Origin of the sequence: Bacteroides oleiciplenus YIT 12058 (assembly GCF_000315485.1) — a bacterium.
Lineage (GTDB): Bacteria > Bacteroidota > Bacteroidia > Bacteroidales > Bacteroidaceae > Bacteroides > Bacteroides oleiciplenus.
The window spans coordinates 453,222-467,274 of record NZ_JH992943.1 but is presented as its reverse complement, the minus strand read 5'-3'; the positions used below and the strand labels follow the sequence as shown (position 1 = coordinate 467,274).

13 protein-coding genes are annotated in these 14,053 nt (G+C 38.8%); 11 read left to right on the top strand and 2 right to left on the bottom strand.

Annotated elements, in window-relative coordinates:
* Positions 1 to 12: 12 nt before the first annotated feature.
* On the bottom strand, positions 13 to 1,239 hold the full coding sequence (locus HMPREF9447_RS18215) for an anaerobic sulfatase-maturation protein (RefSeq protein WP_009131239.1): 1,227 nt from the start codon (positions 1,237 to 1,239) through the stop codon (positions 13 to 15).
* A gap of 212 nt (positions 1,240 to 1,451) precedes the next feature.
* On the opposite strand from HMPREF9447_RS18215, the gene HMPREF9447_RS18210 reads away from it, so the two are divergent.
* On the top strand, positions 1,452 to 2,186 hold the full coding sequence (locus HMPREF9447_RS18210) for a DUF4369 domain-containing protein (protein ID WP_009131238.1): 735 nt from the start codon (positions 1,452 to 1,454) through the stop codon (positions 2,184 to 2,186).
* Here the strand turns inward: HMPREF9447_RS18210 and HMPREF9447_RS18205 are convergent.
* On the bottom strand, positions 2,180 to 2,932 hold the full coding sequence (locus tag HMPREF9447_RS18205) for a lysophospholipid acyltransferase family protein (RefSeq protein ID WP_009131237.1): 753 nt from the start codon (positions 2,930 to 2,932) through the stop codon (positions 2,180 to 2,182). The two genes, HMPREF9447_RS18210 and HMPREF9447_RS18205, sit on opposite strands and share 7 nt — an antisense overlap.
* A 484-nt stretch (positions 2,933 to 3,416) precedes the next feature.
* Here HMPREF9447_RS18205 and HMPREF9447_RS18200 point away from each other — a divergent pair, with 484 nt between their 5' ends.
* The 10 genes from HMPREF9447_RS18200 (at position 3,417) to HMPREF9447_RS18155 (ending at position 14,045) form a co-directional block, all read left to right on the top strand.
* Complete coding sequence (locus tag HMPREF9447_RS18200) at positions 3,417 to 4,538, top strand: helix-turn-helix domain-containing protein (protein ID WP_009131236.1); 1,122 nt, start codon at positions 3,417 to 3,419, stop codon at positions 4,536 to 4,538.
* A 151-nt stretch (positions 4,539 to 4,689) separates the two neighbouring features.
* Positions 4,690 to 4,929: an NVEALA domain-containing protein gene (locus HMPREF9447_RS18195; RefSeq protein WP_009131235.1), complete on the top strand. Its 240-nt coding sequence runs from the start codon at positions 4,690 to 4,692 to the stop codon at positions 4,927 to 4,929.
* Positions 4,904 to 5,965, top strand: a complete 1,062-nt coding sequence (locus HMPREF9447_RS18190) for a BF3164 family lipoprotein (RefSeq protein WP_009131234.1) — start codon at positions 4,904 to 4,906, stop codon at positions 5,963 to 5,965. Before HMPREF9447_RS18195 ends, HMPREF9447_RS18190 begins: the two co-directional genes overlap by 26 nt.
* A gap of 87 nt (positions 5,966 to 6,052) precedes the next feature.
* The gene (locus HMPREF9447_RS18185) at positions 6,053 to 6,292 is read left to right on the top strand and encodes a hypothetical protein (RefSeq protein ID WP_009131233.1); all 240 of its coding nucleotides are present in this window, start codon (positions 6,053 to 6,055) and stop codon (positions 6,290 to 6,292) included.
* A gap of 125 nt (positions 6,293 to 6,417) precedes the next feature.
* Positions 6,418 to 7,605: a DUF4221 family protein gene (locus HMPREF9447_RS18180; protein WP_009131232.1), complete on the top strand. Its 1,188-nt coding sequence runs from the start codon at positions 6,418 to 6,420 to the stop codon at positions 7,603 to 7,605.
* 24 nt (positions 7,606 to 7,629) lie between these two features.
* On the top strand, positions 7,630 to 8,076 hold the full coding sequence (locus tag HMPREF9447_RS18175; protein ID WP_009131231.1) for a hypothetical protein: 447 nt from the start codon (positions 7,630 to 7,632) through the stop codon (positions 8,074 to 8,076).
* A gap of 54 nt (positions 8,077 to 8,130) precedes the next feature.
* Entirely contained in the window at positions 8,131 to 10,455 is a 2,325-nt protein-coding gene (locus HMPREF9447_RS18170) for a hypothetical protein (protein WP_009131230.1), read from the top strand.
* Positions 10,456 to 10,526: 71 nt separating this feature from the next.
* Positions 10,527 to 11,429: a DUF1573 domain-containing protein gene (locus tag HMPREF9447_RS18165; RefSeq protein ID WP_009131229.1), complete on the top strand. Its 903-nt coding sequence runs from the start codon at positions 10,527 to 10,529 to the stop codon at positions 11,427 to 11,429.
* A 40-nt stretch (positions 11,430 to 11,469) separates the two neighbouring features.
* Positions 11,470 to 12,378 (top strand): signal peptidase I, encoded by a 909-nt coding sequence (gene lepB, locus HMPREF9447_RS18160; protein WP_009131228.1) that lies wholly within the window; start codon positions 11,470 to 11,472, stop codon positions 12,376 to 12,378.
* Positions 12,375 to 14,045, top strand: coding sequence for an O-antigen ligase family protein (locus tag HMPREF9447_RS18155; RefSeq protein WP_009131227.1), 1,671 nt, complete (start codon positions 12,375 to 12,377; stop codon positions 14,043 to 14,045). The genes lepB and HMPREF9447_RS18155 overlap by 4 nt, the downstream gene beginning before the upstream one ends.
* The last annotated feature ends 8 nt before the right edge of the window (positions 14,046 to 14,053 follow it).

Genomic DNA, 14,053 nt, shown 5'->3' with positions numbered 1-14,053 from the left:
GTAACTTAATTATTATGATTTAGATTTCGTGAAATTCATCACATTGGCAGGAGGGCGCTGGTTCATCAACTCTTCCTTCATGAAGTCCATGTAGGGTGCTACATGTTTGAAGAAACGATGATACCCTTTGCACAGATAGTTCAGTCCCGGTTCTCCGCTTGCCGTTCGTGTAAAGCGGTTCTTGGGACATTCGCCATTGCAGGCAAACAGCCATTCGCACTCCCGGCACTGTGTGGGGAGCGATTGTTGCTTCATTTGTCCGAAGGCCTGCTGCTTCTCGCTGTACATCATCTCTACCAGTGTTTTCTGATAGATATTTCCTAACTTATATTCGGGAAACACGAAGTGGTCGCAGGAATACACATCCCCGTTGAACTCCATCACTCCGGCGTGTCCGCAAGTCTTTGCCATGGAGCAGACGCCCGGTTGTTCGCCTATCCAATTGGCAAGGGTGGAGTCGAATAGCTGTATATAATAAGTGCCTACATCTTTCTTCACCCATTCGTCGAAAATGGCGCAAAGGAAATTACCCCATTGCTCGGGGCTGACGGAGAAGTCTGCCAGCTTGGTCGCTTCTTCCTGATCGGCAAGCGAGGCAAGATGTCGCCCGTCTTGATGTCCGAACACCCGTTCCACGATAGGAGCGAACTGAATGTAGTGGCAGCCTATTTCTTTAAAGAAATTGTAAAAGTCCAGCGGATAATCGGCATTGAAGTCATTCACTACCGCCATACCGTTCCATTCCACGCCATGTTTTTTCAGCAGGTTGATACCTTGCATCACCTTTACAAAGGAGGGTTTCCCCTGTTTGTTTTTGCGGTATTCGTCGTGGAACTCTTGCGGACCGTCTATGGAGACACCCACCAGCCAGTTGTTTTCGCGGAAGAACTCACACCATTCATCCGTCAGCATGGTTCCGTTGGTCTGGATACTGTTGTCTATGGTGCGTCCCCGGGCATATTTTTTTTGCAGTTCCATGGCTTTCTTGTAGAAAGACAAAGGACGCATCAAGGTTTCTCCGCCGTGCCAGGTGAACATCACTTGAGGCATGGTTTGCGAATTGATGTATTCTTCAATAAACTTTTCCAGCAATTCTTCGCTCATTACATGCTTGGGGTTGCTTTGATATAGTTTGCTCTTTTCCAGGTAGTAACAGTAGTCGCATGCCAGATTGCATACGGCACCTACCGGTTTCAGCATGACATATAGAGGTTTGGCAAAAGGGGCATAAGTTGACATGGGAGACTCTCTTGTTTTAGTTATACGGTTTACATTTTGTTACTTATCACTGCAAAAATAAGTAAACTAAATGAAATATCCTTTCTTTTCTCCCTCCTTATAAGGATTATTAATGGAAAAAAGAGACCAAAAATTAAATATTGATAAAAAGTTTCTTTACAGCGTGAATAGATTGTACCTTTGTATCGTGTTTCATAAAAATCGTTTCCTGCATGATTAGAATGAATGTGAACCGTATTTTGCCTTTATTGCTTTTGCTCGTGCTTTTTGCTTCGTGCAGTCGCAAATATAAGGTTGAGGGCGTGTCATCGGTGACCAGCCTCGACGGCAAGATGTTATACCTGAAAACGCTCCGCGACGGGCAATGGATAACAATTGATTCCGCCGAAGTGGTACACGGTTTGTTTTCTACGAGTGGCCCGTCGGACTCTGTAATGATGGTGACGCTCTACATGAATGAGGAGGCTATCATGCCTCTGGTGCTCGAAAGCGGCAAGATTGAAGTCTCCATATCCAATTCTCAACTCACCGCCAAAGGTACGCCGCTAAACAATGCTCTGTATGAATTCATCGAAAAGCGCAATGCGCTTGAGTTGAAGATTGAAGAACTGGAAAGGAAAGAGGCACGTATGGTGCTGGATGGTGCCGCATTGGAGGACATCCACGAACAACTGACTCAGGAGGGTGAAGCCCTGGTGAAAGAGATGAATGACTATATTAGGGAATTTATTTCTACCAATTATGAAAATGTTCTTGGTCCCAGCGTATTTATGATGATGTGTAGTACGCTGCCTTATCCCGTCATGACACCGCAAATAGAGGATATCATCCGAACGGCTCCTCAAACTTTCAAGAATAGTCCTTTGGTGAGAGAATTCCTTGATAAAGCCAAAGAAAATATGAAATTGATTGAGGAACACCAGCGTATGGAGGAAAGCAATCACTGATCCTCATTGACCACCATTCCCTTGTATTCTTCCGGTAAAGCACTTTCTACGGCGGCGTAGGCTTCGGCCATCGTCGCCTTGATGTTTTCAATACCTTGTCCTTTGGGTGGGATAGGGTCGTGGATGGTCAGTATCATGCGGTGACGGTGTATCCACTTGCCAGTACGGGGCAGAATCTGGAATGACCCGTCGATAGTGACGGGCACTACTTCTAACTGTAATTCGTCCGCCAACTGGAAAGCACCTTTTTTGAAGTATCCCATGTGTCCGGTAAACGTACGCGCTCCCTCCGGGAATACCACTAACGAAACGCCATTTTTCAGTGAAGCCTTTGCCTGGCGAATGGTTTCCAGTACTTTCTTCGGGCCGGAGCGGTCTACGAAGATGTGTCCTGCGCTTTCGCATGCTTTTCCCACGAATGGTATTTTCCGCAGGCTCTTTTTCATCATCCACTTGAAGTTACGTCCCAGAAAACCATAAATAAGGAATATATCGAATGCTCCCTGATGATTAGGAACGAATACATACGATGTATGTTTATGTATTTTCTCCCGTCCGCGCACTTTCACGGGGAGAAGCAGGAAGACACAAATGAGTTGCGACCATATTTTTCCGGGATAGTATCCCCAGATGTGCGCACCTCCTATCAGGGAGCCGATAATAGTGACCAATGCTGTGAGAATAGTTAATACTAACAGAATTGGCAATGCAAAACATATTTGATAAATATAATAAAGTATCTTCATGGGCATCGGACTTTTCGTTTCCGCAAAGATATATATTTTGATTTAGATATGCCACCCGGTTATAATACTTTAAATTTATCCGATAATTACTCTTTCGGGATGGCTACACCTTTTGCTCTGGATGGTGTAGCCATCTGCCCTAAAGGGTGTAGCCATCCCGGGGAAAGGGTGTAGCCCTTTTAAATCCTTTCTGTAAGGGCTTCCTGAAGGGGTAACGGCGTGTTGTGAGTAAGGTGCATTTTTTATTTTGTAGTGAGCAGAAACCGAAAAAAAGAACAATTATTCTTCCTTCGTATCTTCCTTATACCTGGTTCGTACTCTCTTCGTACCAAGCTCGCTATTTTGCCTTCGCTATAGAAGCGAAGGGGATGTGAACTTGGTGGGTGGGGGAAGAAAAATGGAACAAACTGATACTTTATGACGAAAGGAATTGAATGGTTTAGATGTTTTGTATATTTTTGTACGACAAATATCTATCAACAAGATGAAACACTATAAACAAATATTATGTGTATTAGGGGGGCTACTGGTACTAACATCAGGAGCACTGGTTTATTTGGTGTATAAAAGTGGCGTCGAAGAGCAAAGAAAAGATAAACAAACTGCTGAAATGCTATTGAAAGATGCAGCAATGGTTTGGGTGAGTCAAGAGTTTGAACGACAGGGGGTACCATTTTCTTCAGAAGGTGGTAATAGTGAGATGAAGAGTTCGAGACGTCGTATTGTTACAGCGGCAGGAACCTTAATTGTAGAGATTGATTCTGTAAAAGAAACAAAGAGATTGCTTTCCTCAGACTTCTTGGCTTCTATGGCTCGTTATTTGTTTATATCCGGTGGTTCGTCTATTGATGAATTTAATAAGCAATGGCAAAAAAAGTTGGACGTAAGTTTACCTTATTATTATTCTGTGCTTGAATTTATTTCTCAAATGCCCAATTATGAAAAGAATCTGCCACAAACTATTGCTGGAAACCCTAACCTTTGTCTGCCTGAGAATAAACTCGGAGATTATTATCTGGATAATATGTATTTTCTTGAAGTGAAAGCCTATTTGTCTGCACCGTCTGTGTGGTGGTGTGCAGACTGGAGACGTATGGATATTGTTTTGTGTATTGGAGGAATACTATTAGGAATATTCATCTTGGCATTTCTACTTATATATAATAGGAATAGAATTCCAGATGATAAAGTGGGTACTCTGCCATCTGACGTGCTTGTTCAACCTGATGAGGCCTTATCTTCTGATAAAATTGTATCAGAGGATGAAGTGGTTTGCTGTTTAGGTAATGGTAGATACCGGCTACGTGAAATTCTTTTTGATGAATTTGAAATGACAATAACTTTGGGAGAACAAGTGAAGCAATGTCCTAAACAGCCCTATAAGTTATTATCTGCTTTTATTCATGCAGAAGACCATTTCTTGTCGAACAATAAAATTATAGAAATTTGTGACTGGAATTTGACTGATATTGGTGTAAATAATAAAAAAAGAACGGCTATATCACAACTTAGAAGGTTGCTTGAAACTAATGAATCGTGCGTGAACATAGTAGCTATGCAGAACGAAAAATATGGCGAAGGCTTTAAATTATTAATAACAGACTAAATAAATCATTAATATATCATTAAAAAGAGTGCTACAGGGGTGTGAGAATTTTCTCACGCCCCTGTAGCTTTATAAAACCGATAAAATGCTTAAGAGATATTTGCGTAATCTTTATATTTGCTACATCGAAATATTGAAAATCGCATGATTTATGAAAAACAAAATTAACAAGGTTCTGGTAATTGTAGCAGTGATAGCTGCTATCACAATTGGTTATATTCAGAAAAGTCAGTCATCATCAGAAGTCTCTTCTTTATTATTAGAGAATGTAGAGGCTTTGGCACATGACGAGGCAGGTAGTCGCTATTGTTTTGGTGTTGGAACTGTCGATTGTCCGTTTAATAATACTAAAGTAGATTCTTATTATGCACCGTATAGTTTACTTTATTAGTGTCCTCTTCTTTTTTCTTTCCTGTACATTCCAATCAACTGTTTCTACAAACAATAGATATACTGATTTTCCTCAAGTACAGGAACTAAAAGCAAAGACGATACAATTGGATACAGCCTTGTTCCGCTATCCTTTCCGGATACATGCTTCGGACAATAAAGCTGTGGTGCTGGATTTGCATGGAACGGATCATTATTTTCATGCATTCAATTATCCGGAATTCCATTATCTGTCTTCTTTTGGAAAGAGAGGAGATTCACCCGAAGAGATGCTTTCAGCAGAGAATTTTCGATGGAGTGGAAGAGATTTATGGACATTGGATGCAAATAAGTCGGAGTTAACAGAATTAGGGCTTGCTCTATCTGGTGACACGCTACTTCGTCAAGAAGTGGTGAAGCTGGATAAGGAAATTCTCCGGGCTTTAGATTTTGTAATATATGAGGATTCCACTTTTATCATCCCTGACTATACGGGTGATAACCGTTTCTGTCAGGTCAATTCAGAAGGAAAGTTGTTACGGAAGTTCGGGACAATTCTTTCTGCCAACAAAGAGGCTTTGGAGAATTCCCGTCCTGCACTGGCACAGGCCTGGCGTAGTTTTATTGACTACAACCCTCGTAAGGGTGTGTTGGTTGCTGCTACTCAGCTTGGCGAGGTTCTGGAAATCTATAATCTGAAAGACAGCACGCATGTTGTCTGCATCGGTCCGCATGGAGAACCGGAGTTTCAGATTGCGGAGGGCTATGGCATACCGACAGGTATTATGGGTTTTGGTGATGTACAAGTGACGGATAATGCCATTTATGCCGTTTTTCAGGGAAAAACATTTAAGGATATTATGGAGAGTGCAAAGCAGGGAAATAAATTACCTGATGGCGGACAGTCTATTTATGTGTTTAGTCTGAAAGGTGAACCGCTTCGAAAGTATGTGCTGGACCGCTATGTTCATGGTATCTGGGTAGATGAACTACAAGGAATTATCACTGCTATGGATGTGAATGAAGATGAACCAATAGTAAGGTATAACATTCCTTGATAGTAGATAAAAACTGGGATAGAGAAAGAAAAAAATATACCAATATTATGGTATGAGTTAGTATTAACAATTTAAAATTAAGCTATTATGAAAAAGAAAATTTTGAAAACTGTAGGATTAGCAGTATGTCTTTGTGCAGTGGCATTTAACATGTCAAAAGCTGTGACTAATGAAGTGCAAGATGTGAGTCTATTGGATCTGGCAAGTTCAACTGTTGCGAATGCTGAGTGCCATCCTGGAGGTTCTGTTGGTGGTAAATGCATAACTTTAGAACAAATTTGTGTGTTTGCACAGGGCTATTATACATGTGATCCATATAAGTGGTAAAAAATGAGGCTATATAGAAATACATATTAATACGGATGATATTGATGCTTGTGTTTTTTATAAAACTTGTACGTATTATTTGTATTTATAAGGTTTTCTATATAGCCTATTAATTGTTTGTAACAATGAAACTTCAATTATATATTGTCGGTTTCCTATTTTTACTTGTTTCATGCACTAATAATGTAGTGAGTATTAAGAACAATAAGAAAGGGAAAGTGGAAGCAACTTATCAATTAGTAGAAAATAGTGGAAAGAAATTTTATTTAGATTCAGAAACGGCTCCTAAGTCTCCTTATATGCAAATGACGGAAGATTCGTTAGGGAGAAGAATACTGACTTTTTTGAATTTATATAAAAATGCTATTTATCTATATAATTATGAAGATACGTCCTTTGTGGGAAAAATTGTTTATAAAAAAGAGGGCGGTAATGCTGTTTCAAGACTATCTGGATACTATATTAAAAATTCGGATTCTATCTATGTTTATAACATGCCGATGACAGAAGTCATTTTAACTAATTCTTCTGCTGAGGTAAAAGAGCATATTTCACTTCGGGGTAGTGATAATAAATTGGATTGGTTTAGTTACTATCCACAATATTTGCCCAGTACAGTAAATCCATTTCTTTTAGTAAATGATATTTTATTGTTAACAGGTCAGTTGTTCTCATCCATACCAGCTACTGATATTGATCGATTTAAGTTTACAGCTTGTATAAATACCAATAATAATATGGTAGAATTCCGGCATACTTATCCAAAAGAAATATATGGTAATGGAGTGAATTGGGAAGGGGGAATACCAACACGAGTCTATCCCACTTTATCAGCTAAAGGAGAATTAATACATAGTTTTCCTGCCTCTCATGACTTGTATTTATCAAGATGGGATTCTGATACTATCATTGCTCAAGTATATGGAGGAAGTAACAATGCAGGTACTATTCATTCTATCGATTATGATGATACAGCAAGAACTCCGGATAATTTAATTATCTCTAATTTTTTGCATGAAGATATGTATGGAGCAATTATATACGATCCTTATCGTAAAGTTTATTATCGGTTTTTACTGCAAGGTATTCCAAATGCCACGATTGCTACTTCAAAAGAAGAAAAGCCTATAAATATAATAATTATGGATGAGAATTTTAATTATTTGGGAGAAACTGTAATAGGAACGGGGAAGAAGTGGAATTGGACAAACTCTTTTGTAACCTGTGAGGGATTAAATATAGAATATATTGATAATGAGGATACTAATGAGGATTATCTTAATTTTAGAATTTTCATTCCTGAACTTATTTAAGTTTCTTATATAAATATGGGTCGTATGAAGAAAAATATCGTAACAAGATTGGCATTATACTTTGTTGTATTATTCGTTTCTTGTAGTGGAAATTCTGAAAAGGAGTTCTTGATGAATGCCATAAAGCAGGCTAATGTTGATACAAAATATGAATGGATTATAATACTTCCAGGACTTGGATGTCATGGTTGTATTCAGGAAGGGGAATTTTTTATGCAAGAAAATGTGTCGAATCCCCAAATGTTATTTGTTCTGACTAACATTGAATCATTGAAAATATTCCAACAAAAAACAGACATAAAAGTTAGTGAACACTCTAATATTTATATAGATAGGGATAATCATTTTAAGTTATTGACGGAGAATGCTATTTATCCTTGCATTATTCATATGGTCGATGGGAAAATCTCACAGTGTATTTTTCAATCTCCTAAAACAGATGCTTTTCATAAGTTAAGGAAGAGTATATAATATTATATGAAGTCACAATGTAGGATATGAATATTCACCTAAATACTATGTACTATGTATAAAAGGATATTTTTTTTATTCATCTTCTGTATTTTCATTGATGAATGCTACTCACAGGTGGCTATAGATACTGTTATTGAGAATTTGCATGAGCAATCTTCTGCTAATCCTTCGGAAGTACTGTACTTCCAGACAAGTAAGGGTATTTATGAAACAGGTGAAGATCTATGGTTTAAAGTTTATCAACTGGATGCACAATCTTTTGGCTTGTCAGATAAGAGTAAAACGCTTTATTTACAAATGATTAATTCTTGTGACTCTATAGTCTGGCAAGAGAAATATCCGATAGAGTCAGGAGTTGTGTCTGGTCATATTTATATTGATGAAAAACTATCGAATGGTGATTATTTCTTATTTGGATATACAAAAGGTTCTTTTTATGCCAAGGACACTATAGGGATTATTCCTTCCCGGAAAGTGAAAATAGTTAAGAATATAATTCATGCTCAAGTGCCGGAACCCCCAAAGGATAGTTTATGTCGTTTTGAGATATATCCGGAAGGAGGTAATCTGGTGGCCGGCATTCCTTCAATACTCGCTTTTAAAACTACTGACGGAAATGGTCTTCCAATCAATGTTGATGGAGCTTTGTTTCAGGATGGCAAGCTTATAACGGATGTGAAAAGTATGCATGATGGAATGGGAAGTATCCTGTTTACTCCTTGCTTAGGTAGTGCATATTATGTTGAACTAAAGGGCGGAAAGAAGTTTCCTTTACAGGAGACAATCCATTCGGAAGGGATTGTGATGAGACTTATCAAGCGTAATAAAAAGGAATTGACTTTCCTTATTTCCAAAAGTGCAGGAACTGCTGTACAGCCGATTTATTTGATGTGCCAGATACGTGGAATGTTGTGTTGTGTAGGCAAAGGACTGCTGAAGGATAATTTGAGGATAAATATTCCTTTGGATAATATCCCTTATCAAGGAATAGCAGAAATTACCCTATTCAATGGAAATATGGAACCAGTGGCTGAAAGGTTAGTCTATGTTCATCCGGATAAAAAGCTGCATGTTGCAGTTGAATTGAATAAGCATACTTATACAATTCGTGAGAAAGCTACCGCTAAAATAAAGGTGACGGATGAATCGGGTGTTCCGGTTCAGGCTAACCTTGGTATCAGTGTTTATGAGAGAGCCTATAGTAATCCTGTAGATCCGGTTAATATACTTACTCATTGTTACTTGTCTTCTCAGATTCGTGGAAGGATATATAACCCCGCTTATTATTTTGAGCGTGTGGACAAAGAGCGTTCTTCAGCTTTAGACTTATTGTTATTGACCCAAGGATGGAGGCGATATGTTTGGGCATTCAATACTCCTGTGTATCATGGAGAAATGTTTCTGACTGATGAAATCTCAGGTGTTCAGCGAATAAGGAGTAGGAGTAAAAGGAAAGAGCTTCAAGGTTCGGAACAGTTAGTTCAGGTATCGAACGCTGACGGAAAGGCTGGATTGATTTTGGCAGATTCTATGGGAAATTTTACGGTGGATGCTGATATAATGAATGATTTTCGTAGTGGCTATTTATACTTGAAGCCTTTGTTACCAAAAGATTTTAAGCCTGAGCTGGTTATAATGGATTGTTTTCCACAGATTGACAGTGTCAGGAAGAGCAGACAGCCTTATTATCCAATTGTAGATTTGTCAGAAGTAATGAATATGCAAAGCTTTGATGTTCCGGTTGTAAGTGGTGATAGTACGATTTTACTGGATGAGGTGGTCATTACCCGGAAAGCTGTGAGGCCATTTCGGGATAAGATGATGGGAAAATTGGATAGTTTGGTACAAAAAGATCTAAATCCTGCTTGGGTGTGCCATTGTGGAGGTGAGACTATCAATGGCTATTTGAATGATTATAGAGGGTACTCACATCATCCGGCTGGCTGTCCTACTTGTGGTGGTCCACTAAAGAATAAGTCTATGCCTGTAAGGGGGAAAAGCTATGATATTATTAAGTATGAGCCTGTGGGACCGAAGGGTGAGTGGATTGTTACTGATTTGGATTTTGTTGTATATAATGGTCCTGAGTTCAGTGAAGAGGAATTGTTGCGTATGAATAATCTTTGGCGTACCCAAGGTTATTATGCTGCCCGTGAGTTTTACCAGCCTGATGAAATAGATATGCAGTTGTCTACCCCGGATGCTCGTAATACTTTACTTTGGGCACCTTCGATTGTGACGGATGAAAAAGGTGAAGCTATGGTCACTTTTTATTGTTCTGATATTAATTCCAGTTTTGTAGGTGTAATCGAAGGTGTCGATGGAAGTGGATTATTAGGTAATGAGGTTTTCGATTTTAGAGTGGTTAGATACTAATCCTCTGTTTCCCTTTTGTGTATTTTTTATTTGGACTTATTTGATTTTTAATATTAATAAAATAGGAAGACGTGAAAAATAGAAATAGCTTACTAAAACAAAGTATGACATTGTTTATTCCATTTTTTTTAGACTTCTTCATTTGTTCTTGTACTGATGTAAAAAAAACAGGTGCATTAGCTGTTTTACAAGAATGGGAGAAGCGTGAAATTAGGTTTCTCAATAATCATGTTTTTACTGTCTTAGGGAAAGATACAGTTGTTTTTCCTCTTCAGAGTAAATATAAGATATTGACTTATACAGACTCTACAGGATGTGTTAGTTGTAAATTGCAACTAACTGAATGGAAAAAATATATGATGGAAATGGATTCTATTTCAAATAATTCAGTGCAGTTTCTTTTCTTTTTTTCTCCAGAAAAAAAGGTTGATATTCTTCGTGTGTTACAGTTTTCTTGTTTTGACTATCCTGTATGTATTGATGAACAAAACTCATTAAATAAATTGAATATTTTTCCTTCTGATATGGACTTTCAGACTTTTCTGTTAGATAAAAATAATAAGGTTATTGCTATAGGAAATCCTATACATAATCCTAAAGTCAAAGATCTGTATTTGAAAATTATTCAAGGAGATAAAAAGAAAGAAGGGAGTGAAAGAGAAGTTTTAAATACAGAGGTGGGTATTAGTTCTCCTACCATATCTTTAGGGCGTTTTATAGGGGAAAGGGAGCAGAAAACTACTTTGGCATTGAAGAATACTGGAAGTAATCTGTTAGTAATTAAAGATATTAGTACATCTTGTGGTTGTATATCAGTTTCTTACTCTAAAGAACCGATACGTCCAGGAAGCTCTACAAGTCTGGATATTACTTATAAGGCAGACCATATTGGGCATTTTGAGAAAACTATCACTGTACATTGTAATATTGAATCTTCTCCGATAATTCTGAAAATAACAGGGAATGCAGAATAATTTTTTTATCTGAAAATTAGTAAGTTGATTTTAAAATGAAATGACAAAGAAGGACTCGCATAATGTAAGAGGTTTAGATTGGTATCTTGATAAGATTCTTAATCTGCTTTTGATGGCCTGTGGAGCAGTATTGATTTGGATACTGCTTCAAGTGACCTGTATTACTACATTTAAGATCCCTTCTGACTCGATGGAGCCTGCACTGCTTGCAGGAGATTATATATTGGTGAATAAATGTGTGATGGGAGGGCGTTTATTCAATATTAAGGACGCTTTGGATGGCAAGAAAATTAATATATCCCGTTTGCCTGAACTGGGTGAAGTCAAAAGAAATGATGTGCTGGTTTTTAACTTCCCTTATATGGAACAGCGTTGGGATAGTATTGTTTTTCAGGTAATGAATTATTATGTGAAGCGTTGTGTTGCTTTGCCCGGTGATACATTTGAAATAAGTAGAGGGCATTATAAAGTACATGGCTATACCTCGGAATTGGGAAATGTGGAGTCACAGGACAATTTGATGTGGATTGCTGAACATGGTCGGGAAGGGGACTATGGAATTGTGATGAGTGGTTATCCTTATAATGACATTGTGGATTGGGATATAATGAATTTTGGTCCTTTATATCTCCCAGCAAAAGGTGATGTGATAGAGATGACTTCCAAGCATGTTGCCTTGTATCGGAATGTAATAGAATGGGAGCAGAAAAAGAAACTTTTACTACGTGGAGATATGGTTTTGTTGAACGATAGTGTAATACACACATATCGTTTCAAGGAGAATTACTATTTCGTGGCAGGCGATAAGGTGATGAACTCTCAGGATTCTCGCTATTGGGGCTTGTTGCCTGAACCCTTTATTGTAGGGAAGGCTGTTAGGATATGGAAGTCTGTAGATAGGAATACGGGTAAAATAAAGTGGAACAGGATATTTAAAAAGATAGAATGATAAAATTGCAGATACATACAGTAAAGGATACCGTGACTGTTTGCCTGCTTTTTGTAGCAGTCTGTGCTCCATTAGGTGTGGTGTTGATTACTACACCTGCGCTCCCCGCTGACGAGAATATCGGACAGTGGGTATGGTTTGGAAAAGCTTTATTGCTTTCAGGTGTTTGTATTTCTGTTGCAGTATTGTTACAACTGTTTGGAAAAGAGACCCGGAAGTATGCGTTACGATTCCCTTGTTTTTCCGTCTGTGTTTCGTGGGGATTAATATTGTGCGGCGCTTTTGAGGCTATTGGAGGATTACGCCAGTTATATGGCTTTGCTGCTTCCGGCCATTCCCGTTATGCACTTACAGGTTCTTTCTTTAATCCGGGACCCTATGCGGGATATCTGGCGATGGTGCTGCCTCTCTGCCTGCATTTGTATTTATGCATTCCTAAAGAAAAAGCGATTATCCATAATTTAGAAAAGTGGGCAGTTGTTATAATCAGTATCCTTATACTCTGCGTATTACCTGCTACAATGAGCCGTTCTGCCTGGATTGCTGCTGTTATGGGCTGTGGCTGGGTGGCATATATGCATCGTGATAAACGTAGGTGGCATGTTTTGTGGAGAAGATATAAGAGACGCTATATATTATGGGGAACAGGAATACTCTTTATTGTGGTTTTGGGAATTACCGGGGCTTTTATTCTGAAACCTGATTCTGCATTAGGACGTCTGTTTATGTGGAAAATAACCTGTAAAGCGATAATAAACCATCCTTGGGGATGTGAAAAGGGATTTGCCTTTGCCTATGGTGAGGCTCAGGAAACTTATTTTGCACAAGAGGATTATGCCGGATGGGAAGAACGCGTAGCAGGTAGTCCGGAGTATGCATTTAATGAATATCTATCGCTGGCCCTGACGGAGGGGATTGCAGTTTGTGTACTGATTTTGGTACTCATTGAAATTTGTTTGCGGATGGGAGTGAAGCGTGGGCGTTATGGTATCTGCGGTGCAATCCTGTCTTTGCTTGTTTTTTCTTTTTCTTCCTATCCTATGCATTTTCCCGCATTCGTGGTGGCTGGCGTGTGCTTGCTTCTTGCTTGTGGGATAGGTGATGTTATTGGTAAACCTCTCATTCTCTGCATTTGCCTCATTCTGTGGACAGGTGGCTGTATGGAGAAGTGGCGGCAGGAAGAGGATGCTTGCCGGAAGTGGGTATATGCACGGATGCTTTATTATTCGGGTGCATATAAAGCAGCCAATGAGGCTTATGGAGAACTTTATCCGATATTAAAAGATAGAGGAGCATTTCTGTTTGAGTATGGCCATAGTCTGCATAAGTCATTCCTGTACAGTGATTCCAATAAATATCTGGAAGAGGCTTGCTTATATAGTACTGATCCGATGGTGCTGAATGTTATTGGTAAAAATTATCAGGAACTGCACTGTTATGAACAAGCAGAGACTTTCTTCTACAAGGCTATTCACCGCTTGCCCGGTAGGATTTACCCCTATTATCTGTTAGCCAACCTTTATGCGGAACCGGACTTTTATAATCCCGACAAGTTGAAGGAAGTTGCAGGCATTGTACTGACTAAAGAACCTAAAGTACATTCTACCGCTATAAAAGAAATGCGCAGCAAGGTCAGGGAGATATTGGAGAAAGCAAATATGGAATAACTAAAACA